The sequence below is a fragment of the Brevibacillus sp. MS2.2 genome, from assembly GCF_013284345.1.
Lineage (GTDB): Bacteria > Bacillota > Bacilli > Brevibacillales > Brevibacillaceae > Brevibacillus > Brevibacillus brevis_C.
On record NZ_JABSUZ010000017.1, the window covers coordinates 1 to 23452 of the forward strand.

Here is a 23452-nt window from a genome sequence, read left to right on the forward strand (position 1 = left end):
ACGCCGGAAGAAGTGCATTTCCAGTCCAAGCGCCTCTGGAGCCCATCTCAGCGTAGGAATAAATGGCGGGGAATTTAAGCTTCACTTATGAACTACCTCCTCGAAACTTCTACGTTTGAAGCGCTCCCGCCATTTATTCCGAAGCGAGCAGTCAATCCCCCTTGCGGGGCGGAGGCCGAAGCGTAGACTGGAAATGCACTTCTTCCTCCACTACAGCAACTTTTATAAACAAAAAATCCGACCTCCTGAAGAAGATCGGATTACGTTTCCTACTCTTTATTGTTTCTGCCAAACCATCTTGCCCGAGAAAACCACTACTTCCTTCGGAGATAGTCTAGCCACAGCCTCGGCGGAGCATTTGGCACGAACGAAAACCGCATTTGCCTCGTCTCCTACTTTCGGCCAAACCTGATTCCCAGCTTGGTCCAGTGGAGTCAAGCCACCTGTAACGAATCCCAGTGCACGTGATAGAGATCGCTCATCGATCCATCGGAACCGTTCAGCCAGACGGTTAGCTTTTTGCAGCATATCTCCAGTTCCAAATGGGTCCCAATGATCGGTGATGTTGTCATTGCCCAAACCAACATGGACGCCCTTGGCATGAAGCAACGGAATCGGGATGGTCGGCATATCAATGGGCACAGCTGACATGACAGCGATTTGCTGCTCGGCAAAAAGCTCCGCGACCTCTTCTGCCACAGCAGTCGGAACCTCTCCTAGCCCGTAAGCATGACTGACAGTGACTCGACCTTGCCACCCCGCATCCTTCGTCATAGCAGCCAGTTTTTTCATAATATAAACACCCAAATGTCCAGGCTCGTGCAAGTGCAAGTCAACATCCGCATTTGCTTCCACTGCTATGTCCATCATTGTATCAAGTGATTTCTCAATATTATCGTCAAACGTGGCGGGATCGACACCACCGACGAGGCCAGCTCCATGCTTCATCGCCTCACGAACGAGGGAAACAGAATCACTTCGTAGCAAGCCATGTTGGGGAAACGCGACAATTTCCCAGGAAAGTTTTTCACGATAAGTTGCCAGTGCCTCCCATGTAGCTTCCAGGTTTTTCAGCCCAATGACCGGGTCAATGTTGCAGTGGGTTCGCACGTGAGTAGCACCGTGTGATTGCACTAACTCCAGCAACTTTTCTGCACGCTCACGAGCGACGGGTAGTTGACGGGGCAGCAGTTCCTGCTCTTGTTCGATTCGAAAAAAACGATTGGGAGCAGGAAGAACGGCTTGCCACGGGCCTCCATAAAATGTTTTGTCCAGATGAATGTGCATTTCCCGGAAAGAAGGAAGCATCAATAGGCCTTGTGCATCCCACGTAGATACCCCGTCGGGTATATCAGAAGTAGCAGGTACGATGTTCTCCACGCGGCCGTCCGTGAGCAAGACATGAAAACACTCCGTCTTTGTTCCCGTCACGATGCCATTCGCCTCTGTATAACCACATTCCAGACTCGCATTTTTGATCCACAAGCTTTCTTTCATGCTCCGTCTCCATCCTTTTCTCTCTAAATATTGCGTTATTCAATCGTAATGCCATTGATCATCATGTACCCAGATGGGCTGATCCAGAAGCCTTTGATCTTTTTGGCGACTGCGGCGACATGCTCAAGATTGCGGATTGGGACGATTGGTGCTTCTTGCTTTTCAATCTCCAGCGCCTTTGCATAGATTTGCTTGCGCTTTTCCGTATCCTGCTCGCGGCGCCCCTCTTCGATCAGCTTGTCCACCTCTTTATTCACGTAGAACGTTGTGTTTCCGCCTTTGCCCAAAGAGCTGGAGTGGAACAGATTGTACTGGTTGTAGTCAGCGTCACCAGTGGCATTGCCCCAGCCGCTGATGAACAGCTCTGTTTCACCGTTGTCTTCTGCATCTAAATAGGCTCCATACTCTAGCACTTTTACCTCTACTTCAATGCCAATCCCCTTTAACTGGGACTGGATCACTTCCGCAGCATTAATCCGTTCCTTGCGATCGCCTGTCCACAAGGTTGTCTTGAAGCCTTCCGGATAGCCTGCTTCTTTTAACAGAGCCTTCGCCTTGTTCGGATCAAACTCGTATCCTTTTAACGCCTCATCGTATCCAAGAACCTTCTGACTCATTGCAGAGTTCGCTTTTGTTCCGACATCGTTGTACACACCTTTGATGATCGCATCGGTCTCAATCGCATAGTTGATCGCCTGGCGAACACGAGCGTCGTCAAACGGTTTTTTCTTCGTATTGAACCCGATGAAATCTGTCCCCAAGCCCTCTGTGCGGTACAAGCTCATATGAGGGGAATTACTGACGCGGTCAATTTCTGTCACCGGCAATGGTTCAGCAATATGCGCTTCTCCCGTCTCTACCATGGCTACGCGTGTCGTGTCCTCTGGTACGACTTTGAAGACAGCCTTCTTGAATTTTACCTTTTCTCCCCAGTAGTTGTCATTTTTCACGAGCACGATCTCTTGGCCAGGTGTCCACGATTCGAATACGAACGGCCCTGTACCAACGGGATGCTTGCTCAGCTCCTTGCCGTATTGCTCAATTGCTTTTGGACTAATGATGCTGCCTTCGTGATTGGCGAGGATCGATAGTAATGGGGAATACGGGTAGGCTAGCTTGAAATGAACGGTGTAATCATCCACTACCTTGACTTCCGATACCATCTTGAACTGTGACGCACGTGGAGAGGCGACCTTTTCATCGAGGACGCGTGCGAATGTTGCTTTCACTGCCTCGGCGTTAAACGGCGTACCATCGTGGAAGTTGACTCCCTGACGCAGCTTGAACTCCCAGGTGACATCGTCCAACTGCTTCCATTCCGTGGCGAGCATCGGTTTGAACGCCATGTTATCATCTCGCTGGATGAGGCCTTCGTACACTTTGTGATGGACCACACTCGCTGCATTGATCGCTGAAATAAAGTGCGGGTCTAGATTGTTTGCGTCTGACTGCCGTGCAATCACCAGCGTCTGATCTGTTGCCGGAGCTTCCTTCGCAGTCGGAGTCCCTGCCGCACCTTGCTCTGTACCTGATGAACAGCCTGTAAGCACGAGGCCAACGCTCAGGATACCTGCCAGCATTGAACCTAGCATCTTCTGTTTTTTCATAGACTCGCCCCCATTTTATTCTTCTTTGTATAATCAATCAGCATAGCTCGTTCCCAATGGGCGAAGCTATGCTGATCATGAAGCATTTTTTTGCTAAAAGTTATGGCAACGTTACATCGTCGATCTCAATGTGTCCCGCCGGGCTGATCCAAACTCCCTCTACACCTTTTTGAATCGCTGCAAGGTTTTCTGAGAAGCGGTACGGTACCATTGCTGCTTCGTCCATTTCGATTTGCTGTGCTTTTTCGTAGATTTGCTTCCGCTTTTCTTCGTCTTTCTCTTTGCGGCCCTCATCGATCAGCTTGTCCACTTCCGGATTGCTGTAGAAAGCATGGTTGCCGGCTGCCCCTTGCGATTTCGTGTGGAACAGATTGTATTGGTTGTAGTCTGCATCACCTGTGGCATTGCCCCAACCGCTGAGGAACAATTCTGTTTCGCCTTTGTTGGCTGCTTCAATATAAGCACCGAACTCTAGCACTTTCACTTCCAAATCGATATTGATTTGTTTCAGTTGTTGCTGCAGTACCTCTGCCAAGCTAACTCGTGCCTTGTTATCGTTTAAGTAAATGGTTGCTTTGAAGCCGTTCGCGTATCCAGCTTCCGCCAATAGCTTTTTGGATTTTTCCAGATCGTAAGGCAAGTCTTTTACATTCGGGCTGTAACCAACCATGGACGGGGTGATAGAAGAATGAGCAACCGTCCCGACATCGTTGTAAACCCCTTGAATGATGGTTTTCTTATCGATCGCATGTGCAATCGCTTGACGAACGCGCACATCATCGAATGGCTTCTTCGAGTTGTTAATCCCGATATGATCGCTAGCGAAAGCAGGATAACGACCAAGTGTCATACTCGGAGAATTTTTCACCCGATCGACTTCTGTCACTGGCAATTGCTCAGCCACATGCGCTTCGCCTGTCTCGACCATCGCGAGTCTGGTCGTATCCTCTGGAACGGTCTTGAAGACGACTTTGTCCAGCTTCGGTTTTTCGCCCCAATAGTTATCGTTTTTCACCAGGACGACTTCTTGACCTGGTGTCCATGATTCGAATTTGTAAGGCCCTGTTCCCGTTGGATGCTTGGTCAAGTCTTTCCCATACTGTTCGATCGCTTTTGGTGACAAAATTCCACCCTCTGCACTGGCGAGCACGGACAGGAGTGGTGCGTATGGATAGTTCAGGATGAATTGAACCGTTGTATCATCCACGACCTTTACCTCTTTGATGGCTTCAAACAAATTGGCACGGTTAGAGCCTACTGCCGGGTCTTGGACACGAGCAATCGTCTTTTTCACAGCTTCCGCATTGAATGGCGTGCCATCGTGGAACGTCACACCGGAGCGAAGCTTGAATTCCCATGTCACGTCATCGAGCTGCTTCCATTCAGAAGCGAGTGAGCCTACATATTTGCTTTCTTTGTCCATCCGAACAAGACCCTCGTATACCTTGTGATGAATGATGGCAGCGGAGTTGATTTGCGTTAGAAAATGCGGGTCAAGGTTGTTCGCATCAGACAAACGGGCAATGACGAGTGTCCCGCCTTCTTTGCCAGCTGGTGATGAAGCATTGGTTTGCCCTGAAGAATTGGTACTCCCTCCTGCTTCAGGTGCTTGTGAGCAGCCTGCCAACGCTGTAGAAACCGCAACGGTCATGGCAAGCAGCGTCTGGAAAAAGCGCGTCTTTTTCATGTAGTGATCCCCCTCTTTTGTGAAAAGCGTCTCGACGTTTTTCATAAATGTTGATGTGACCGCTTGCGGTCAAAAAAACGGTCGTGACCGTTTTTTGCGCCAGATGTACTTGAATATTTTGACCATTCGCGCATATTTCATTTTACCCACTATTCTGGCATTGTATTTTCACTCTCTTTACTTGTATTTTCACTTTCTTTACTCTTTTTTCAGTATTTCTACTTTTGTGCGAATAATGCAATAAAAATAGACTTGGAGTAAATATTGCTGTAGTGGTGTGGAGGAAACAGGAGAAAACGCTCAGCTTCTTGTCCCACCCGCTGGGGGATTCACTGTACGACTCCATGCATAAAGCGAAACCGCGTCCAAAGTGGTCCTCTCAGGATGTGTTTCAGAGGTGGACGCTTAAGAACGTCGAGCTTTTAAGACTTGAAAGAATGAAGAAAGACATCAGTTACGCCAGAGAAGAATATTTCCAGACGTAGCGACTAGTGGAGTCCTACCAAGCAGAGAAGGGATGAGCGGGCAAAAGAAACGCAACGTGCTCGCGCTACGAAGCGGCTACCACTTTTGCGTTTCCCCGCGAATCCCTTCGGAGCGGACAGTCTTAGCCCCTAGCAGGACGGCGCCTGGAGCCTAGACTGGAAATATTCTTCTCCCCACCGCAGCCACAATACTGGCTTCGCCAAGATTTTTGGTGAAGCCTTCGTACCCAAAGGGCAAAAGTCTTCCATGTCGATATGAGTTTTTATAGATTCTTATCTACTAAAAAAAGACCCTCTCCATTTGTTTGAGAAGGTCTCATGCTCCTGCTATTGAATCGTTACTTGGCTCACGTCAATGTACCCGGATGGACTGATGTACACACCCTGTACATTTTTTGCAATAGCTGCGAGGTTTTCACTGCTGCGGAATGGCAGCAACGGCACCTCCTCCATCTCGATTTGCTGGGCCTCCGCGTAGATTTCCTTGCGCTTCTCTGGATCTTTTTCCTTACGACCTGCTTCAATCAGCGCATCCACTTTCGGATTATTATAGAAGGAATGGTTGCCTGGCACACCTGCTGACGTGCTATGGAAGAGGTTGTACTGGTTGTAATCTGCATCCCCGGTCGCATTGCCCCAGCCACTAATGAACATTTGTGCTTCACCTTTTGCCGCCAACTCCAGATATGCGCCGAACTCCATCACTTGAATCTGCAAGTCGATGCCGATTCCCTTCAGTTGGGATTGCAGCACTTCGGCCACATTGATCCGTGCCTTGTTGTCATTAAGATAGATGGTTGCCTTGAATCCGTTGGCGTAGCCTGCTTCGGTGAGTAATTGCTTCGCTTTGTTCAAATCGTATTCCGGCGTTTTAATATTCGGGCTGTAGCCGATGACTTTTGGTCCTAACGACGAGATGGCCACTTTACCGACATTGTTATATACCCCTTTAATAATCGCTTCCTTATCGATCGCATGGGCGATGGCCTGACGGACACGAACATCGTCAAAAGGCTTCTGTTTGACGTTCATCCCGATGTGGTCAACTGCGAATGATTCGAACCGTCCCAAAGACATGCTCTGCGAGTTCTGTACCCTTTCCAGTTCAGTGACCGGAAGCTGTTCTGCGACATGGGCTTCGCCCGTTTCCACCATGGCTACGCGTGTCGCATCCTCAGGAATAGTCTTGAAAACAACTTTTTCCAGCTTCGGTTGGGTGCCCCAATACTTCTCGTTTTTCACCATGACGATTTCTTGTCCAGGCGTCCATGATTCAAAGATAAACGGCCCCGTACCTACTGGTTTCTTGGACAACTCTTTACCGAATTCCTTAATCGCCTTCGGACTGATGATGCCACCCTCGGCACTCGCCAGTACGGACAGAAGTCCTGCAAACGGATAATGTAAAATAATTTCTACCTTCAGTGGATCTACGATCTTTACTTCTTTAATCATGCCAAACATGTTTGCTTTGGGAGTCGGATTATCTTTGTCCAAGATACGGTCGATTGTCTTCTTCACAGCCTCAGCATTGAAGGGTTCCCCGTCATGGAAGGTTACACCGTCACGCAGTGTGAACTCCCAGGTGACATCGTCTTTTTGTTTCCATTCCTTTGCCAAAAGAGGTTTGTACTCACTATTCCGATCCATCATGACCAGACCTTCATAGAGCTTGTGCTGCGTCACTGCCATGGAATTAATCTGGGTACTGAAATGCGGGTCCAAATTATTCGCATCGGACAAGCGCGCAATAATCAAGGTACCGCCTCCACCCGCTGCGGCCGATGAAGACGCGGGGCTAGTCGAAGCTTGATTGGAGTTGGACGCGGAATTCGTCCCACTGGATGTCTGACTGCCACCACAGCCTGCCAAGACTGTAGAAAGCAAGACAGACAGGGCAAGAATAGAACCTAGCATGTGCTTCTTCTTCACTGTGAATGCCCCCTTATTCTGGATGATAGAATGAAAAGAATATGACATGACTAAATATTACTAATTTTCTCACTATTAATCTTTTCATTATCTTTACCTTTCTTTTCATTTTCTTTACCATGTGGTTTTTGAATGTTCAAAATAACTCTATTGAAGGTGCCTACATCTTACATAGTGGAGGAGAAGAAAAAAAACATCCCTCAAAAAAGGGATGGCCGTGCAAAAAATTTCGAAATATGCCATTTACAGTTCAACATCTTTGTCCCACCGTCTTTCCAGATCCCTCACGGTTGAACTTTTCTCAACATCCTGTTCGTTCTTGTAAGTTCCCAGCATGACGTCAAAAACAGGGCTGGTAACACCGTACCAGTAATGTTCATTTTTGAAATGATGCCATAGATGGAGCTTTTTCATCCAGCGCCCCCATGGAGATATGGGCTGAACCGGACGATGGGCGATATAATGCGTCCATTCATAAAATAGCAAAAATCCTATCACGCCTGTGACAAAGGCATTGGTCACAATCACGTCGGAAGTAAACAGATAACAAACGGCTCCGGTTCCTGCAATGAGCGGCAAGCTGTACCACACGGGCAAGAACAACAGATGCAAGTTGTTCGGATCGGCGTGATGATCGTAATGTAAGCGTTTTAACAAATGGAGAAAAAATGGATTTCGAGGCGGTTTGAGGTGAAAGAGAAATCGATGAATCAAGTATTCGCTTGCCGCATACCCAATCATCCCCGCCACGAGTGCCACCCAGGTTTCCAATAGGTACCATCCAGAAAGAGTGAAAGACAAGCTAATCAGGAATAGAATGCTCATGATGAGGATATCCGGAAACGTAAAGAATTCCTTCAGAAACTTTGCCTTCAACAGAACCGCCCTCCTCTTGTGCTCCTTCACTTGTCTTGTTCCAACTTGGTTCGGTTTCTCCACAGCTCCAAACTGTTTTCCATTGCCTTTCTGGCTACACGCTCTGCTTCGATGTAATCTCCCTGTAAAGCGACATTCAACAATTCATGATAATAATGCCAAGATGCCTCGCGGTGTTCCGGGATGGAAAAATACTTTCTCGCCATTTTTAAGTAAAAGGAATCAAAACTGTTTACAATCAGTAAATAGATAGGATTTGGGGAAAGCCTCGTCAGATTTTTCTGGAGCTCCCAGTCAAACGCTGCGTAACCATCAGCATCAGGTTTCAGTTGATCGAGATTGGCAAGCAATGCGACTACCTTCGGCTGATGAGCAGCAACCGCGTTACGAATGTAAGCAGGCGCCAACGATATCCGCAGTTCCAGCAAGTACGAAATAAACTCATCCGTAACATCTTCGTGGTTTTGAATGATATGGACAAGGGTCATTACATTGCCTTGATGCCAATAATCGTTGACAATTGCCGGATGTCCTTTCCGCACAGTGATCCAGCCATCCCTTTCCAAACGTTGCAATGCTTCTCTAACGGTTGGCCGACCTACCCCGTAGTACTCTGCCAGCTCCCGTTCTGGCCGCAGCGTACTTCCTGTAGGGTACTCTCGGGTCAAAATGGCCTTGATTAACTTCATCTCAATTTGATCCGACGACCGTTCTTTCTTTCCCCCTTTTTTCTCCAATGTCATTGTCGCCTCCCTACGCTGCTGGTCCTTGGTCCTACAACAAATTTTTGTGGTATTACCACAAAAGGTAATATTTTACACAACTTCTGTCAATAGGTAAAATACTGCGACTTGCCAGTATCTGCGCGAAATTGAGTGTTCCTTCTCCAGCTTGTAGCCAACTCGACAGGATGTCCCGATGGCGTCGAAATGTAGTAAAGTAAATTTACTAATGAACAAAGGGGTGCGCCAATGATTAGGCATAAGAATCATTGGGAGGCTATATATCCCCGAGACCACGATAATGAATAAGTGAGAAATACCGAATCAAAAAAGGCATAGCCCTCTTTCGAAAAAGAGAAGACTATGCCTCTTGTTTCACTGGCGTGATTATTCTGTTACTTCTACCGACCAGCCAAACTTGTCTTCACGATCACCGTACTGGATTCCTGTCATCTCGTCGTACAGTCTCGTGGTCAATTCCCCTGTTTTTTCACCGTTAATGATCATCTGATGTCCGTTCCAGTTCAGATCACCTACCGGGGAAATAACAGCCGCTGTTCCGGTACCGAATGCTTCTTCCAGCTCACCGTTGACGTAAGCGGTATGCAGGTCTTCCATGGAAATCCGCTTCTCTACGACTGGAATTCCCCAGTCCTTGAGCAATTGGATGGTCGAATCTCTCGTGATGCCCTCCAGGATACTGCCGTTCAATGCGGGGGTCCACACTTCCCCTTTTACCTTGAAGAACACGTTCATGCTGCCTACTTCTTCAATATATTTATTCTCTACGCCATCGAGCCACAGCACTTGCTCATAGCCTTTTTCTTTTGCTTCCACTTGTGCTTTCAGACTGCCTGCGTAGTTACCTGCTACTTTAGCGTTTCCTGTTCCGCCTCTTACCGCACGAACATAGTTGTTTTCTACGTAAATTTTTACAGGCTTCATGCCACCCGCATAGTACGCTCCAACTGGGGAGAGCACAATCACCAATTTGTACGTATGCGAAGCGCGGACACCAAAGCATGGCTCTGTCGCGATTACGAAGGGACGAATGTAGAGAGACTGTCCGCTTTCTGTTGGAATCCATTCTTTATCTACGGCCACCAACTGTTTCAATGCCTCGACCATGAATTCCTCGTCGATCAACGGCATGCTCATACGCTCCAATGAACGGTTCATACGCTTGAAATTTTGATCAGGACGGAACAAGCGAACCTTGCCCTCTTGATTGCGATAAGCTTTCAAGCCCTCAAATACAGCTTGCCCGTAATGGAACACCATTGCTGCCGGGTCCAATGTCAGCGGAGAGTAAGGAACGATTTGTGGATCATGCCATCCTTTACCTTCTGTATAATCCATGGTGAACATATGATCGGTAAAATGAACACCGAACCCCAGCTTGTCAGATGCTGGTTTCTCTTTTTTCTGTTCTGTCCGGGTAATTGTTAACTGACACTCCATCTTCTACATCTCCCTTAGTATTAAATCCACGATTTGAACAACTTCCTATATATACAAAATAGCAACAATTTTGCATGATTTCCAGCGTAAGTTTCTCCTCCCCCTACAATTTATGGTTATTTAGCGAAAACTTCGTAAAATTTTCGTGACTGATTTTTTACTTCGTATGCAGGATGAAAGGAATAGGTATCCCGAAAAGAATGTATAGGGACAGAATGAGGAGGGATATGTATGACCACACACCTTCGTTTGCACGGAAAGATTGCCATTGTAACAGGTGCCAGCCGCCTTCAAGGGATTGGGGCTGCTATCTGTCAAATGCTGGCCTCACACGGTGCCGATATTTTCCATACGTATTGGACCGCCTATGACCACTCCATGGCGTATGGGATGCAAAAGGATGAACCCGCAATCTTGCAGGAAGAGATCAGACGCTACGGAGTCAGATGTGCCGGGATCGAGATCGACCTGTCACAGCCTGATGCCTACAAGGAGGTGCTCAACGCAGCTACAGCACAACTGGGCGAACCAAGCATCCTCGTCAACAACGCTTGCTACTCGACAAATGACGGCTATGAAGCACTGGATATGGCCAGTTTGGACGCACATTATGCCATCAATGTGCGGGCAACCACCATGCTCAGTGTGGAATTTGCACGTCGCTTCACTCAACAGCGCGGAGGCCGAATCATCAACATGACATCTGGTCAGTCCAAAGGCCCGATGGTCGGCGAGATCGCGTATGCCGCAACAAAAGGAGCCGTAGATGCTCTTACGACGACACTGGCTGCCGAAGTGGCTACACGAGGGATTACCGTCAATGCTGTAAATCCTGGGCCCACCGATTCAGGCTGGATAAACGAAGAGATCAGACAAAACATGTTGCAGCGATTTCCTTTGGGACGGATCGGACAGCCCGAGGATGCAGCGCGTCTTGTCGCTTTTCTAGCAAGTGACGAAGCGGAGTGGATCACTGGACAGATTATGCATTCCGAAGGCGGGTTCATCCGGTAAGTAAAAAAGCACAATCCGCCGTTTCTAGCAGATTGTGCTTCTTCTTTTTGTTCAATCTATGGTTTGCTCACGATTGGGAAAGAAGGCTTGAACAGCTCTTTTTCGCCCAGTTGTTGATAGTCGCGCTCTACGTAGCCCAGACGCATCTTGTCAAAGTAACGCTGTCCCTTTGCTTTGATCTCTTCCAGATCAACTCCTGGCAGGAGGCGGTCTTTCATTACGGTGCGTCCAGCTATGATTGAGAGCTTCACATCACGACCTGAGCCACACGTAATGATTGTACGGATTGGATCATCAACCGCACCCATGTGGAAACCGTCCAGATCGATGGCAATGATATCTGCTTTTGCCCCCGGCGCCAATCGTCCCAGATCATCTCTCCCAAGGAAACGTGCGCCGCCCAATGTTGCTGCGCGGTAAATATCCGCGTAGCTGGAATCCGCGACATCGCCTTCCACCAAACGGGACAGCATGCTGGCTGTGCGAATGTTTTGGATGAAGTCAGGCGGGAACGTATCGGTTCCAATCGCGATATTGACGCCCCGGCGTTTGTAACGGGCAAACGATTCGAGTGCCTCACCGTGGCGACCAACTACGAGCGGGCAGTGAATCACGGTCGTACCTGTCTCTTGGAGGATCGCCAAATCGTCTCCCTCTCCGAATTTTGCTTTACTAAAGCCTGGAATGAAATGTGCGTGCGGAATTGCCGTTTTCTTTCCGAGGAAGCCAATCTCATTCAGGAACTGAATCGGTGATTTGTTGTGACGACGATGGATTTCCGTATATTCATAGAGACCTTGTGCGGCATGCAGACGGATGGGACATCCGAGCTCCTCGCTGTAGCGCTTTGTGTTGATCAGGTTCTCTACAGACTGTGACTCGATTCGCTCTGGCGCCAGCATTCCACGGATGAGTCCGTTGTGAGCCCCATCGAAATCTTTGACAAATTGGACAGCCCGCTCCAAACCTGCTTGTCCTTCTGCTTCGTTCCACAGTACCTCGATTTCTCCGTTTGCCTTCACGACACGCATACCGGACTGATAGCTCGGCCCCATGTACATACGCAATCCCAAGCGTCCTGCATGATCGGCTGCTGCTGCCAGCTCCTCATACGTTTCCGCCCAGCGCTTGTAGAAGACGGATGTAATCGGCATGGCTGTCGTTACCCCATTTAGAACCAGTTGGCTGTAGGCGAAAAGGGATTTGAACGCCTCTTCCTCAGGGGTCATTACCTCATGGTAGCCTTTGCGGTAGTAGTCTTCCGACCAGAGCATATTTTTGTTTCTCGCTGAAGCTTGCTCCAGATGTACGATGTCATGATCAATATCACCCAAAGCATTCAGGTCAATGAAGCCTGGGCTGACTACTGCATTGCCAGCATCGATCACTTCATCTACCTCGCCATCAAAATGGTGCCCCACATACACAATGGTGTCATTCTCGTAAACGACTTCCCCATCTTTGATAATCACATGATCTTCGCCGTCAAAACCGATGACATATTTTGCGGTTATTTTCTTTTTCATGATGATCCTCCCTACTCTTCTTCTCGTTCCGGCCTCTCCACTCCATTGTATCCTTTGTCATTATAGGAAATATTCTGTAAAATTTGTTTCAAAACCTTTACGTGTATTTGCACAATCTTTACTCCTTTTCGAAAACAGGCAAGATTCCAAGCAATACGTAAAGATCATGCAAAAACTAGTAAAAAAGATGAACAACCTTGTTCGAAATATTCACTACAATTAATAGAGACAGCTAGACTGGACTCTCATCCACTACTTGCAAGATAGAGAAAGGGCTGATTTCTAGTGATGCAAGCTTTTTGGTTAACCAACGTACGTCTCGATAAAGGATTTGAAACGGGGGAAGACGGCGTCTTTCACACAATCTCAGAAATCTGTCATTTGAAAATCGAAGACGGCAAAATCGCAGAGATCGTTTCGGCGAACGAACCACTCGACACCACTTTACCGCAAGAAGATGCAAAAGGTTTATTGGCCCTCCCCTCTTTTGTTGAAAAGCATAATCATCTGGACAAAACGTATGCGGGCGCAACCTGGAAATCCTGCCTTCCTCCGAAAAAACTGATCGATCGCTTGGAGTTCGAAGCAAAAGAAATGCCGCTGATGACAGGGACGACCAAAGAACGTGCACAAGCAATGCTCCAGCTCCATATCAAAGGCGGTGCCACACATGTGCGTACACACGTCAACATCGATCCTTACATCGGCCTGAAAAACCTGGAGGGTGTGCGTACAGCCCTGGAAGAGTACAGCGATCGCCTGACGTATGAAATCGTTGCTTTCCCGCAGCAGGGGCTCCTGCGCACACAAGCAAGCTCCTTGATGAGACAAGCGATGAAGGAAGGCGCTACACTGGTTGGGGGCTTGGACCCGGCTGGGATTGATAATGAATTGGAAGGCTCCTTGCGTGAAATGATGGACATTGCGGTAGAAGCAGATGCGGATGTCGATATTCACCTGCATGATCCGGGGACACTCGGCTTCTATACGATCAAAAGACTGCTCGATCTGACCGAGGAAGCTGGCTGGCAGAACCGTATGGCGATCAGTCATGCCTTTGCGCTCGGAGATGTGTCGATGGAGGAAAGCTCAGACATGGCAGACCGATTGTCCCAACTGGGAACAATGATCATGACGACAGTCCCGATTAATCGGGCGATGCCACCTGTTCCGATGCTTCATGCCAAAGGCGTACATGTCGCGCTTGGTTACGATGGTTTCTACGATTCGTGGTCGCCATATGGCACAGGCGATATGCTGGATAAGCTAAACCGTCTGGTCGAGCGCTACCGTTGGGTCGATGAGAAATCATTGGTGCAATCCTTGTACTTCATCACCGGAGGAAAAACAACGCTCGATAAAGATGGCAACCGCGCATGGCCAAAGGTTGGCGACGAGGCAAGCATCGTGTTTGCAGAAAGCTCCTGCTCTGCGGAAGCGATTGCGAGAAAATCTCGTCGGGCTGCTGTCATGTTTAAAGGGAAAATTGTGCATGGTGCTTTGGAGAAAATGGAAGAAACAAAGTAGTCATGTGGATACGAAGGCTTCGCTGATTTTTCAGTGAAGCCTTTATTTTTTTGGTCTAAATCGAGCCTTTGGTGGTGGGGAGAAAAAAGAAGAAAACGCTCAAGTTCTTGGGCTACCTCCTAAGGGGTCATCCCTGCCCAGCTCCATGAAAAAAAATAAACCCGCGTCCAAAGTCTCGCCTCTGCGAAGTATTTCAGAGGTGGACGCTAAAGGCAGGTCTCTTTTTTTCCATTGCGCTTCGGTTGGTATCCCAAAGACTTTCGCTTATTTCTTCTTTTTTCTCTTACCAGCTTGGGTGTTTATCCCCGCTTAAAAGCTTTTTTATAACCAAGCCTTTTTTAAGAGCTTTACACCAAGTTGGATTTCATCAGTTGATAAATTACTGAAACCAAGTTTGACGATTGGGTGATCGGTTTTGTTTTTAATGAAGTAGAGTGAAGTAGGATAGACTTTAACTCCCTGAAGGGAAGCTTGTTGAATGAGCCATTCTTCTGAACGCTCCACGTGTACTTTGACTAATACGTACAAACCAGACTGCTCGCCAATGATAGAAATATGTTGTTTGAAATGCTTCCTTAATTCACTAGCGAAGTGCTGCATTTTTCTTTTATAAACCAGACGCATGCGTTTAATATGGCGATTCCATTCCCCTTCCTCCATAAATTTCGCCATGGCGAATTGGCTAAGGAGTGAAGTCGTGCTCTCGAAATGGGCGAATTGATTTTTATAACAGTTGATAAGCGGCTGTGGCAACACCATATAACTTAAACGAATTCCTGGCAGAAAGCATTTCGAGAAATTTCCGAGATAAATCACTCTCGTTGAATCGATGGAAGCGAGAGCCGGAAATGGTTGTTGGGTATAGCGATATTCACTATCATAATCGTCTTCGATAATATATCCTTGCCTGTTTTTGGCCCAATGGATGAGTGCATGCCTTTGTTGAATGGGCATACTTACCCCATATGGACTGTGATGGGACGGCGCCACATATATCAATCGTGATTTCATATGTTCCAAGTGTGAAAAATCCGCACCTGTCTCATAAACGGGTAACGTTTCCAGTGTAAAACGATTTAATTGAAAAGCTTTCCTGGCACCATCATAACCAGGGTCCTCTACAATGATGCTAGAAAAATCATGTTTCAGGACAAGACCGAGATAGACAAGCATTTGTTGGGTACTACTTCCGATAATGATGGCATCTGGTTCAGTTCTCACCCCACGAGACTGGAGTAAATAGGCTGCGATTTGCTCACGTAGGCTCCATTCACCAAAAGGCTCCCCGTACCGAAAGCTGTCCTTTTCCGTTAATACTTGATTCGATATCCTCCTCCACGTTTTTAAAGGGAAATGCGCTTGATCGACGACGTCTGCGCGAAAATCAATGCGAACAGATGGTACTGGCTCGTTTTGCTTGTGAGTAGCAGAGCTGCGAGCCTCTTGAAATAAAACGGGCTCTAACTCATTTACAAAATAACCTTTTCGGCCTTCTCCACGAATATACCCTTCAGCAACAAGTTGTTCATACGCCATTAATGTTGTATTACGGCTGACATGTAAGGAATCGGCAAGTTGACGTATGGAGGGCAATGGCTCATCCGCCTTTATGTCGCCTTGTTCTATAAATGATTTAAATTTCTCGTAGATTTGTTTGTATTTAGGAGAATTATCCTTGAAAGTAAAAATGGTATTTTTCATTTGCACTCCTTCTGACATGTATATTTGTTTATTATTGTATCTTTTTTTATGTCAGTTTGTATCATACTCTTGTTTCAAGTACAAGTTGAAAGGGTGGTTTTTATGTACATTCCTAAGCAATATCGGATGGAACATGATGAGGCAGTTCAAATGATGAAGTCTAACCCGTTTGCCCTATTGATTACAGTTGATGAACATCGCCCGTTGGCTACGCATATCCCGTTGGAAATTCGTGAAGAGGAAGGGAAAATCTATGCGACTGGGCACATCGCATACGGTAACATGCAGAAGAAAACGTTGGATACTAATAGAGATGTTTTGCTGATTTTTCAAGGACCGCACGCTTACATTTCGTCAAGCTGGTATGAGAGTGAACAGGTTCCCACATGGGACTATCTCGCTGTACACGCGTATGGGACAGCACGTATCCTCACGAAGGATGAACTCAAGTCGGCTTTGGATACGATGCTTACCCACTATGAATCCCACCGCGAAAATGGTCGACTCTGGGATACATTTGATCCTGAATTGCTTGAGAGAGAAATGAAAGGAATCGTTGGTTTTGAGATTGAAATCACCTCGATTCAAGGGGCAGCCAAAATGAGCCAAAATCGCAACAACACCGATTATCAATCGATTGTGGCAGAGCTTGAAAAATCTAATGATCAAGAGGAAATTCAGGTTGCTCAGTGGATGCGTGAGCAACGGAAAGAGTTATTTAAGTGATCAGCCTATAGATACAACAAGGAGTTGCTTCTTATGGAGTTTCCAACTATTTGGCTATTTGTCATTGCCGCTTCTACATTGTTAATCATACCTGGACCAGCTGTGTTCTATATTATGGCTAGAAGTATCGATCAAGGGAAGAAAGCGGGTCTGGTATCTGTTCTTGGTGTGTCTCTTGGTGGTTCTGTTCACGTTTTAGCTGGAGCAATCGGAGTTTCTGCGATTCTTATGACATCAGCAACAGCCTTTCATATCGTGAAATACTTGGGTGCTGCTTATCTGATCTATTTGGGATGTAAGACCTTATTTTCTAAAGCGGATAAAACGGCTTCCGAAATTCCAAAAGCCCCTCGCAAAAAATTACGAAAGATTTTTTACGAATCAGCGCTTGTCGAGGTAATGAATCCTAAGACAGCCCTCTTCTTTTTAGCCTTCTTTCCGCAATTCATAACACCTACTGCTGGGTCAGTCACGGTTCAATTTTTGCTTTTAGGAACGATATTTATGATCCTAGCTTTTGTTAGCGATGGTCTGTATGCCATTCTCGCAGCAAGCATGAGAAAGCGGATTGTCGGTAGTACGGGGAGTTCAAAGGTAGTGAATCGGATAACTGGTTATTTCTATATTGCTCTAGGAATTTTCTCCGCCTTTGCGAGCCCCTCCAAAACATAATAAGTGAAATGAAACGGAGAGATAGGTTATGACTAGATTTATCATTGAAGATGATTTTTGGTCGTTATTTCCGCATGCAAAAATAGGCATCGTGATTTGCGAGGGAATTGATAATTCAATTAGGGACGTTGAAAAATACGAGAAGCTTCTGCAAGAGGCAGAGAAAGAAGCGCATAAATTCTTACGTCTAGAGGAATTCAGCAGTAATCCTGTCATTTCTGTTTGGCGAGAAGCTTTTCAGAAATTCAAGACTAAGAAAGGGGCAAGGTGTTCCATTGAAGCTTTATTAAAAAGAGTGAAAAATGGCAATCCGATCGGAACAATAAACCCGCTCGTTGACATCTATAATTCCATTTCCTTGCGTTATGGACTTCCGTGTGGTGGAGAAGATATCGATACTTTTGTAGGCGATATTCGCCTGACGCAGGCAAATGGCAATGAACCGTTTCTCCCATTGGGACAGGATGAAAATGCTTCGCCCTATGAAGGCGAAATTGTTTATAAGGATGATGTCGGTGCCATATGCAGATGCTGGAATTGGCGTGAAGCTCAGAGGACGATGCTAACAGAAAATACGAAAAATGCATTCCTCTGTATGGAATTGGTAGATGAAACAAGAAGCGATGAATTCCATCTGGCGCTAAAAGAATTGTCTGATTTCGTGTCACATCATCTTGGTGGTATGGTGAAGATGGAAGTGCTAGCTATCAATCATAAGGAAATGACCATCTTTGGTTAAACAAAAGGCAGCCAAATGCACTGGCTGCCTTTGTTTGTGTTTATAAAACGCTCGATTCCCGTTCGCTCAACAACCATATCCTGACGTTAGAACATTCCATTCTCATTGGGAGAATCATCCGGTATGGGCTGGCCTACATCCCACAATTCGACGATTTGGTCGTTATGAAAACGGAAGATATGGACCACAGCTCCCCCAAGATCCTCTTGGTTTTGCTTCACATGAGAATGAACGGCAACGATATCTCCCTCTTCGATGGCACGTTTCACTTCGAGAATCTTATGAGGATTCTTTGCGGCGTTCTCTTCCATTGCGAGCATGAGAGAATGAGCATCCCCACGGAAAAAGGGATTATGGTGGCGGAAATTCGGACTAGTGTATCTTTGGTATGCTTCTCGCACATTTCCCGACGCTACCAGTTGCAAAAACGAGACTGCATTCTCTTTGAGAGAAGTCTTCATCACAGATCATCCTTTCTTTATTATGATACCCGTTCGTACAACACGTCTATCTATGCCCAACTTTTTGCATGTTTTAACGTTCTCGTAATATACTCCTTCATCGCTTGCGAAATCCACTTGTTTTTGTGGTAAACGACTTGCGCGAAAATAGGAAACCGCTCATCTTGCCCGCTGCGTTGAGGTATAATAGTTCAAAGCAAAGGGGGCGGGAAACTGTGGAGTGGTTAATCGGTCTGGCCTGTAGCGCTGGGATTGCGGGAGCGGCTTATGTAAAACGGTCGCTGTCCGGTTCCGGCTTTTTGGCGGCGGTGATGCTGGGCACTGTGATGTATGCACTCGGAAGCCCTATCTGGTTCGGCTCCCTCATCGCTTTTTTTGTCTCGTCCACCTTACTGTCCAAGTGGAAAAAGCATAAAAAGCAAGAGGCCGAGAGCGGTTATGAGAAAACGGGGAGACGCGATGCCGGGCAGGTGCTCGCAAACGGCGGACTCGGGCTCCTGATATGTGTAGCAAATTGGGCGTGGCCGCATCCGCTTTGGTGGTACGCGTTCCTTGGCGTGATGGCGGCGGTCACAGCCGATACATGGGCGACAGAAATCGGCGGCTTGAGCCGGAAGCCTCCGCGATCGATCAAGACGGGGCAGCGTGTTCCGCCTGGTACTTCTGGTGGCGTTTCTAGCCTGGGCATGGGTGCTTCGCTTGCCGGTGGACTATTTATCGGCGGCGTAGCTTGGTTGCTGCTTGCCGTAGCCGGTCAACCCGCGCCAGATGTGATCACACCTGCCCTTAGACTGGCAGCGTGGATCGGCATAGCAGGACTGGCGGGCCTGGTAGGGTCACTGGTCGATTCATGGATCGGTGCAACATGGCAGCAAATGTACCGTTGTGATGCTTGCGGTCGTGAAATCGAGCAGGCTCATCACTGCGGCATACCAGCCGTGCGAATCCGCGGTCGCGCTGGTTGGAACAACGATGCCGTCAATGTCGCAGGCTCGCTTGCAGGTGGTGCTTTCTCCGTCTTTTTGGCGCTGGCATTCGGCTTATCGTTTGACCTATAAAAAAACGGAAAGACTTCGTATCACCAAACGATACTGAGTTTTTCCGTTTCTTTATTTTGAGGCACAAGTCTAGGCTATTTTCGTCATTTTCTTCGCATTCTGAACCATTTTTGAGACGCACGCCCAAAGTATAAAGCCAACTAGAAGAAAGCCGACATTCATGCTGACGACGCCTCCCCATCCGTATGCGGACCAAAACAATCCGCCGAGTGTCCCTCCTACACTAGAACCCGTATAGTAGAAAAATAAATACAAAGAAGAGGCCTGTGCTTTGTTCTGTAAAGCAAGCTGTCCTACCCAGCTACTCGCAACCGCATGCGCTCCAAAAAATCCAAAAGTAAAAAGTCCAAGTCCTACGATCTTCATCATAAGATTCGCTTCCCACGTCAAGCAGACACCGATCAAGGCAAGGAATAAGCTTGTGAATAACAGCCTTTGCTTACCGTGACGATCGATTAATTTTCCTGTCCAGACAGAGCTGAACATCCCGATGATCATAATTAAAAATGTCCAACTTATATATGTTGGGCTGAGTGAATAGGGCTTCTCGAGCAATACATAAGCGATGTAATTGAACAACGCTACATTACTCCCTAAAAGGATAAAGCCGATGACAAATAAACAAATAAGACTTGGAGCCTTTAGATGGTCCATTAACGACAGACCTAACTTTCTTATTACGAATGGGCGTGCTTTGAAATTTTGTGAAGGCGGTAAGGTGTTCCAAAAAATCAGTGTGGCAGCCAAACTGATGAGGCCAATCCCCCCTATTGCGATCTGCCAGCCGAAGTAGTCACTCATCATACCTGAGAAAACCCTGCCAAACACAGCACCAATTGAATTGCCGCATATATAGAGACCCATAGCCGCTCCCAAACTTTTGGATTCGATTTCTTCTCCAAGATAGGCCATTGCTATGGAGGGTAAACCCGCCAATGAAATTCCTTCAATCGTTCGCAATACCAGGAGAACATGAAAATTCGAACTGAATGCTGTGAGAATACAAAACACAGATGAAGCGAGCATGGAAACGATCATGATCGGCTTGCGTCCCCATACTTCAGACAGCGAACCAAAAATGAGCATACTGGCGGCAAGAACCATGGTTGTAATAGAGAGGGAAAAGCTTGCTGTCGTTGGACTAACCGCAAATTCTCTTGAAAATTCCGGCATCAATGGCTGTACGCAGTAAAGAATAGCAAACGTATTGAAACCAGCGGCAAAGAAAGCAAAGCTGGTTTTGCGGAAGAGTGGCGTGCCTTGTTGTATCATGTGATCACCATATCATTTCAGGATGATTATGGTTTTATGGTATCACCATTTATCTATGATGTATAATTCATTATAATCATGTTTTCCATGCATTTATGTAATGAAAAATCCGGACGGAAAGTGGTGCTTTCGAATGGAATGGCAACAGTTCGAATATTTTCAAACTCTGGCAAGAATCCAACACGTGACACATGCTGCCGAAGCTCTCTCGATTTCCCAGTCTGCCCTAAGTCGTTCGATTGCCCGATTTGAGGATGAAATAGGCGTACCCCTGTTTGACCGTCAGGGACGTTCGATTCGGCTCAATAAATATGGTCATCTCTTTTTAAAGCGAGTCGAAACTATGATGAAGGAATTTCATGAAGGAAAACAAGAGATCATGGATTTACTTGATCCAGATAAGGGAGAAGTGTCTCTTGGGTTTCTGCATACGTTAAGTACCAGTCGTATCCCTGATTTACTGGCTTCTTTTCGCTCCCACTACCCAAACGTTCATTTTCGACTCGGACAAGGTCCCTCCCATATGCTTATGAATCAGTTGCAAGGAGGAGAATTTGATCTTTGTCTACTTGCTCCCATGGATATGAAATCTCCCTTTGTATGGAAGCCACTTTGGAATGAAGAGCTTTTTGTGATTGTCCCGAAAAACCATAAATATGCAAATCGTACCTCGATTACGTTGGAAGAGATTGCAAATGAATCCTTTATCCATTTAAAAGAAGGCTACTCCCTGCGTATCACTGTCGAGCAGTTGTTTCAAGAAGCAGGAATTACACCTCCCATTACATTTGAAGGCGAGGAAGCAGATACTGTTGCAGGACTGGTCGCTGCTGGACTGGGAATCTCCCTTTTGCCCAATTTAAAGGGAACGGACCAGAGTAAGATTACACAAATCCCTGTCAAAAGCCCGAAGTGCCAACGGACAATTGGAATTGCTTGGGTAGAAGGGAGATATTTATCCCCTGCCACTGAAAAATTTAAACAATTTGTTATGAACCACGCCTGCGATTTTGAATAGGGATGGATGAACCTATGACTCCTCCACTTGCCTTGATTCCCGTCGCCAACTCATGAATACCAAAGACAATGCGATTGTCGTGAGGATCATGCCAAGCACTTGCAAACCCCCGGCGCTAAACGTATCTCCCATTACAATGTTGATCAATAATGAAGAGAGAATGGTTCCCAGGTATCTGGATGTATTAAATAATCCGGATGCTACTCCGATGATTTCTTTTGGAGAACTTTTGAACAAGGCTGCTTGCATTCCGACATTGTTTAACCCGTTGCTAATACCGAATGCAACTAACGCTACACACACACTGATCACAGGTGAATCTTGCTTTAACGTCACGAGCCACAATGACCCAAATGTCATCAGCATGGCGGATACGAACAATGCCGGTCGAGGGCCTGATCGATCAATCCATCGTCCTGCTAGTGGAGACACAACGAGTGAGCATAAACCTAAGCTGAGCATGAGAATTCCTGTATGGAACTCGCTGAGATGACGAGCCATTTGCAAGTAGGACGGAAGCCCGAAAAAAAGCGAATAAAAAAGGACATTAACGAGCATGAATTCGATATTGACCCACGTCATTGCAGGATATTTGGCAAATGTCCGTAGAGGAATAAACGGAGAAGTCGTTTTTAACTCATGTCGTACAAAAACCCCCAGTGTAACAAGGCCGATCCCTCCAACCATGATATGCCACCATGTGACATGTCCCGATGATTTTGCTGAAAGCAATCCCACGAGCAGTGCAACCAGTCCCACTGCGAAGAGCACGATCCCTGTTGCATCAATCAACTCCAACCATTTTCGAAAGGACATGTTATGTGCAACAGATGCTGTCGATTCATCCTTTGGAATCATCCTCCAGGCTAACAGCAAGCTCGCCACCACGAACGGAATATTGATGAGAAAGATCGCAGACCAATCCCAATAATGAATCAATACCCCGCCAATAAAAGGTCCAATGGCTGCTGCTCCGGATAGGAATATGGACAGTACGGAAAGCGCCGTTGCTTGTTTCTCCGTAATATGAATTCGTACAATGGCCATTCCAACCGCAACCATCATGCTTGTTCCGATCGATTGCACAATTCGGAATACAATGAGCCACCCAAAGCTTGGTGATAATGGAGCCAATAAGGAAGCTACGAAAGATACCACAAGTCCGGTAAGAAATATCTTCTTGCGGCCGAACAAATCACTTGCCTTTCCCATGACAGGTTGAGCGATCGCACTCGCAATGTAGAACGAGAAAATCATCCACGAAACAACCGTGAAGTCAAGACGGTACACATTTTGCAGCCTTGCAATCGCAACAGAAATCATCGAAGAATTTAATGGGTTCAACAATATCCCTAGTCCAACGGAAATCATCAACCACCTGTTGTGAGCTCCCATTTTCAGCCCTCCTTAAAGCGTATTGATGATATCGTACTGGAAACCAAACATTTACTCCAACGCATTTCATGTTATG

Annotated in this window: 19 protein-coding genes; 7 read left to right on the forward strand and 12 right to left on the reverse strand. The window is 46.8% G+C overall.

The features are described 5' to 3' along the window. Positions 1 to 276: 276 nt before the first annotated feature. From HP568_RS16370 to HP568_RS16400, 7 genes are all read right to left on the reverse strand, one after another. Complete coding sequence (locus HP568_RS16370; protein WP_173629644.1) at positions 277 to 1497, reverse strand: amidohydrolase family protein; 1221 nt, start codon at positions 1495 to 1497, stop codon at positions 277 to 279. 35 nt (positions 1498 to 1532) lie between these two features. Then, entirely contained in the window at positions 1533 to 3104 is a 1572-nt protein-coding gene (locus tag HP568_RS16375; RefSeq protein WP_173629645.1) for a glutathione ABC transporter substrate-binding protein, read from the reverse strand. Between the two features lie 100 nt (positions 3105 to 3204). Then, complete coding sequence (locus HP568_RS16380) at positions 3205 to 4791, reverse strand: glutathione ABC transporter substrate-binding protein (protein WP_048031902.1); 1587 nt, start codon at positions 4789 to 4791, stop codon at positions 3205 to 3207. 812 nt (positions 4792 to 5603) lie between these two features. Continuing rightward, positions 5604 to 7208 (reverse strand): glutathione ABC transporter substrate-binding protein, encoded by a 1605-nt coding sequence (locus tag HP568_RS16385; protein ID WP_173629646.1) that lies wholly within the window; start codon positions 7206 to 7208, stop codon positions 5604 to 5606. 243 nt (positions 7209 to 7451) lie between these two features. Continuing rightward, complete coding sequence (locus tag HP568_RS16390) at positions 7452 to 8084, reverse strand: sterol desaturase family protein (protein WP_048031899.1); 633 nt, start codon at positions 8082 to 8084, stop codon at positions 7452 to 7454. Positions 8085 to 8110: 26 nt separating this feature from the next. Then, positions 8111 to 8827 carry a GntR family transcriptional regulator gene (locus tag HP568_RS16395; protein WP_048031898.1) on the reverse strand — a complete coding sequence of 239 codons (717 nt, stop codon included), beginning with the start codon at positions 8825 to 8827 and terminating at the stop codon, positions 8111 to 8113. Between the two features lie 366 nt (positions 8828 to 9193). After that, positions 9194 to 10267: a branched-chain amino acid aminotransferase gene (locus HP568_RS16400; protein ID WP_048031897.1), complete on the reverse strand. Its 1074-nt coding sequence runs from the start codon at positions 10265 to 10267 to the stop codon at positions 9194 to 9196. Between the two features lie 231 nt (positions 10268 to 10498). Here HP568_RS16400 and HP568_RS16405 point away from each other — a divergent pair, with 231 nt between their 5' ends. Beyond that, the gene (locus HP568_RS16405; RefSeq protein WP_173629647.1) at positions 10499 to 11281 is read left to right on the forward strand and encodes an SDR family oxidoreductase; all 783 of its coding nucleotides are present in this window, start codon (positions 10499 to 10501) and stop codon (positions 11279 to 11281) included. 56 nt (positions 11282 to 11337) lie between these two features. Here HP568_RS16405 and HP568_RS16410 read toward each other — a convergent pair whose 3' ends face one another. After that, on the reverse strand, positions 11338 to 12807 hold the full coding sequence (locus HP568_RS16410; protein WP_173629648.1) for an amidohydrolase family protein: 1470 nt from the start codon (positions 12805 to 12807) through the stop codon (positions 11338 to 11340). 285 nt (positions 12808 to 13092) lie between these two features. On the opposite strand from HP568_RS16410, the gene HP568_RS16415 reads away from it, so the two are divergent. Then, on the forward strand, positions 13093 to 14334 hold the full coding sequence (locus tag HP568_RS16415) for an amidohydrolase family protein (protein WP_048031894.1): 1242 nt from the start codon (positions 13093 to 13095) through the stop codon (positions 14332 to 14334). A 321-nt stretch (positions 14335 to 14655) separates the two neighbouring features. Here HP568_RS16415 and pdxR read toward each other — a convergent pair whose 3' ends face one another. Beyond that, complete coding sequence (gene pdxR / locus HP568_RS16420) at positions 14656 to 16035, reverse strand: MocR-like pyridoxine biosynthesis transcription factor PdxR (protein ID WP_173629706.1); 1380 nt, start codon at positions 16033 to 16035, stop codon at positions 14656 to 14658. 102 nt (positions 16036 to 16137) lie between these two features. Between pdxR and HP568_RS16425 the strand changes: the two genes are divergently transcribed. Genes HP568_RS16425 through HP568_RS16435 form a run of 3 tightly spaced genes read left to right on the forward strand, consistent with a single transcriptional unit; the run spans position 16138 to position 18172 of the window. Continuing rightward, complete coding sequence (locus HP568_RS16425; RefSeq protein ID WP_173629649.1) at positions 16138 to 16761, forward strand: FMN-binding negative transcriptional regulator; 624 nt, start codon at positions 16138 to 16140, stop codon at positions 16759 to 16761. 33 nt (positions 16762 to 16794) lie between these two features. After that, positions 16795 to 17433, forward strand: coding sequence for a LysE family translocator (locus tag HP568_RS16430; RefSeq protein WP_173629650.1), 639 nt, complete (start codon positions 16795 to 16797; stop codon positions 17431 to 17433). Positions 17434 to 17461: 28 nt separating this feature from the next. After that, a complete protein-coding gene (locus HP568_RS16435; protein ID WP_173629651.1) occupies positions 17462 to 18172 on the forward strand; it encodes a B3/B4 domain-containing protein in 711 nt (236 codons plus the stop codon). A gap of 86 nt (positions 18173 to 18258) precedes the next feature. Here the strand turns inward: HP568_RS16435 and HP568_RS16440 are convergent, their stop codons facing one another. Further along, positions 18259 to 18633, reverse strand: coding sequence for a nuclear transport factor 2 family protein (locus HP568_RS16440; RefSeq protein WP_048031889.1), 375 nt, complete (start codon positions 18631 to 18633; stop codon positions 18259 to 18261). Between the two features lie 215 nt (positions 18634 to 18848). On the opposite strand from HP568_RS16440, the gene HP568_RS16445 reads away from it, so the two are divergent. Further along, entirely contained in the window at positions 18849 to 19691 is an 843-nt protein-coding gene (locus HP568_RS16445) for a DUF92 domain-containing protein (RefSeq protein ID WP_173629652.1), read from the forward strand. Between the two features lie 69 nt (positions 19692 to 19760). On the opposite strand, the gene HP568_RS16450 is transcribed toward HP568_RS16445, so the two are convergent. Beyond that, positions 19761 to 20963, reverse strand: a complete 1203-nt coding sequence (locus HP568_RS16450) for an MFS transporter (RefSeq protein ID WP_173629653.1) — start codon at positions 20961 to 20963, stop codon at positions 19761 to 19763. A gap of 133 nt (positions 20964 to 21096) precedes the next feature. On the opposite strand from HP568_RS16450, the gene HP568_RS16455 reads away from it, so the two are divergent. Next, the gene (locus HP568_RS16455) at positions 21097 to 21981 is read left to right on the forward strand and encodes a LysR family transcriptional regulator (protein ID WP_173629654.1); all 885 of its coding nucleotides are present in this window, start codon (positions 21097 to 21099) and stop codon (positions 21979 to 21981) included. A 12-nt stretch (positions 21982 to 21993) separates the two neighbouring features. Here HP568_RS16455 and HP568_RS16460 read toward each other — a convergent pair whose 3' ends face one another. Beyond that, on the reverse strand, positions 21994 to 23376 hold the full coding sequence (locus HP568_RS16460) for an MFS transporter (protein ID WP_173629655.1): 1383 nt from the start codon (positions 23374 to 23376) through the stop codon (positions 21994 to 21996). Positions 23377 to 23452 lie beyond the last annotated feature (76 nt).

Excerpts from the sequence above, each read along its gene's own strand:
- HP568_RS16370 (WP_173629644.1), bottom strand. The coding sequence starts at position 1,497 with ATGAAAGAAAGCTTGTGGATCAAAAATGCGAGTCTGGAATGTGGTTAT.
- HP568_RS16375 (WP_173629645.1), bottom strand. The coding sequence starts at position 3,104 with ATGAAAAAACAGAAGATGCTAGGTTCAATGCTGGCAGGTATCCTGAGC.
- HP568_RS16380 (WP_048031902.1), bottom strand. The coding sequence starts at position 4,791 with ATGAAAAAGACGCGCTTTTTCCAGACGCTGCTTGCCATGACCGTTGCG.
- HP568_RS16395 (WP_048031898.1), bottom strand. The coding sequence starts at position 8,827 with ATGACATTGGAGAAAAAAGGGGGAAAGAAAGAACGGTCGTCGGATCAA.
- HP568_RS16400 (WP_048031897.1), bottom strand. The coding sequence starts at position 10,267 with ATGGAGTGTCAGTTAACAATTACCCGGACAGAACAGAAAAAAGAGAAA.
- HP568_RS16405 (WP_173629647.1), top strand. The coding sequence starts at position 10,499 with ATGACCACACACCTTCGTTTGCACGGAAAGATTGCCATTGTAACAGGT.
- HP568_RS16410 (WP_173629648.1), bottom strand. The coding sequence starts at position 12,807 with ATGAAAAAGAAAATAACCGCAAAATATGTCATCGGTTTTGACGGCGAA.
- pdxR (WP_173629706.1), bottom strand. The coding sequence starts at position 16,035 with ATGAAAAATACCATTTTTACTTTCAAGGATAATTCTCCTAAATACAAA.
- HP568_RS16425 (WP_173629649.1), top strand. The coding sequence starts at position 16,138 with ATGTACATTCCTAAGCAATATCGGATGGAACATGATGAGGCAGTTCAA.
- HP568_RS16430 (WP_173629650.1), top strand. The coding sequence starts at position 16,795 with ATGGAGTTTCCAACTATTTGGCTATTTGTCATTGCCGCTTCTACATTG.
- HP568_RS16435 (WP_173629651.1), top strand. The coding sequence starts at position 17,462 with ATGACTAGATTTATCATTGAAGATGATTTTTGGTCGTTATTTCCGCAT.
- HP568_RS16440 (WP_048031889.1), bottom strand. The coding sequence starts at position 18,633 with ATGAAGACTTCTCTCAAAGAGAATGCAGTCTCGTTTTTGCAACTGGTA.
- HP568_RS16450 (WP_173629653.1), bottom strand. The coding sequence starts at position 20,963 with ATGATACAACAAGGCACGCCACTCTTCCGCAAAACCAGCTTTGCTTTC.
- HP568_RS16455 (WP_173629654.1), top strand. The coding sequence starts at position 21,097 with ATGGAATGGCAACAGTTCGAATATTTTCAAACTCTGGCAAGAATCCAA.
- HP568_RS16460 (WP_173629655.1), bottom strand. The coding sequence starts at position 23,376 with ATGGGAGCTCACAACAGGTGGTTGATGATTTCCGTTGGACTAGGGATA.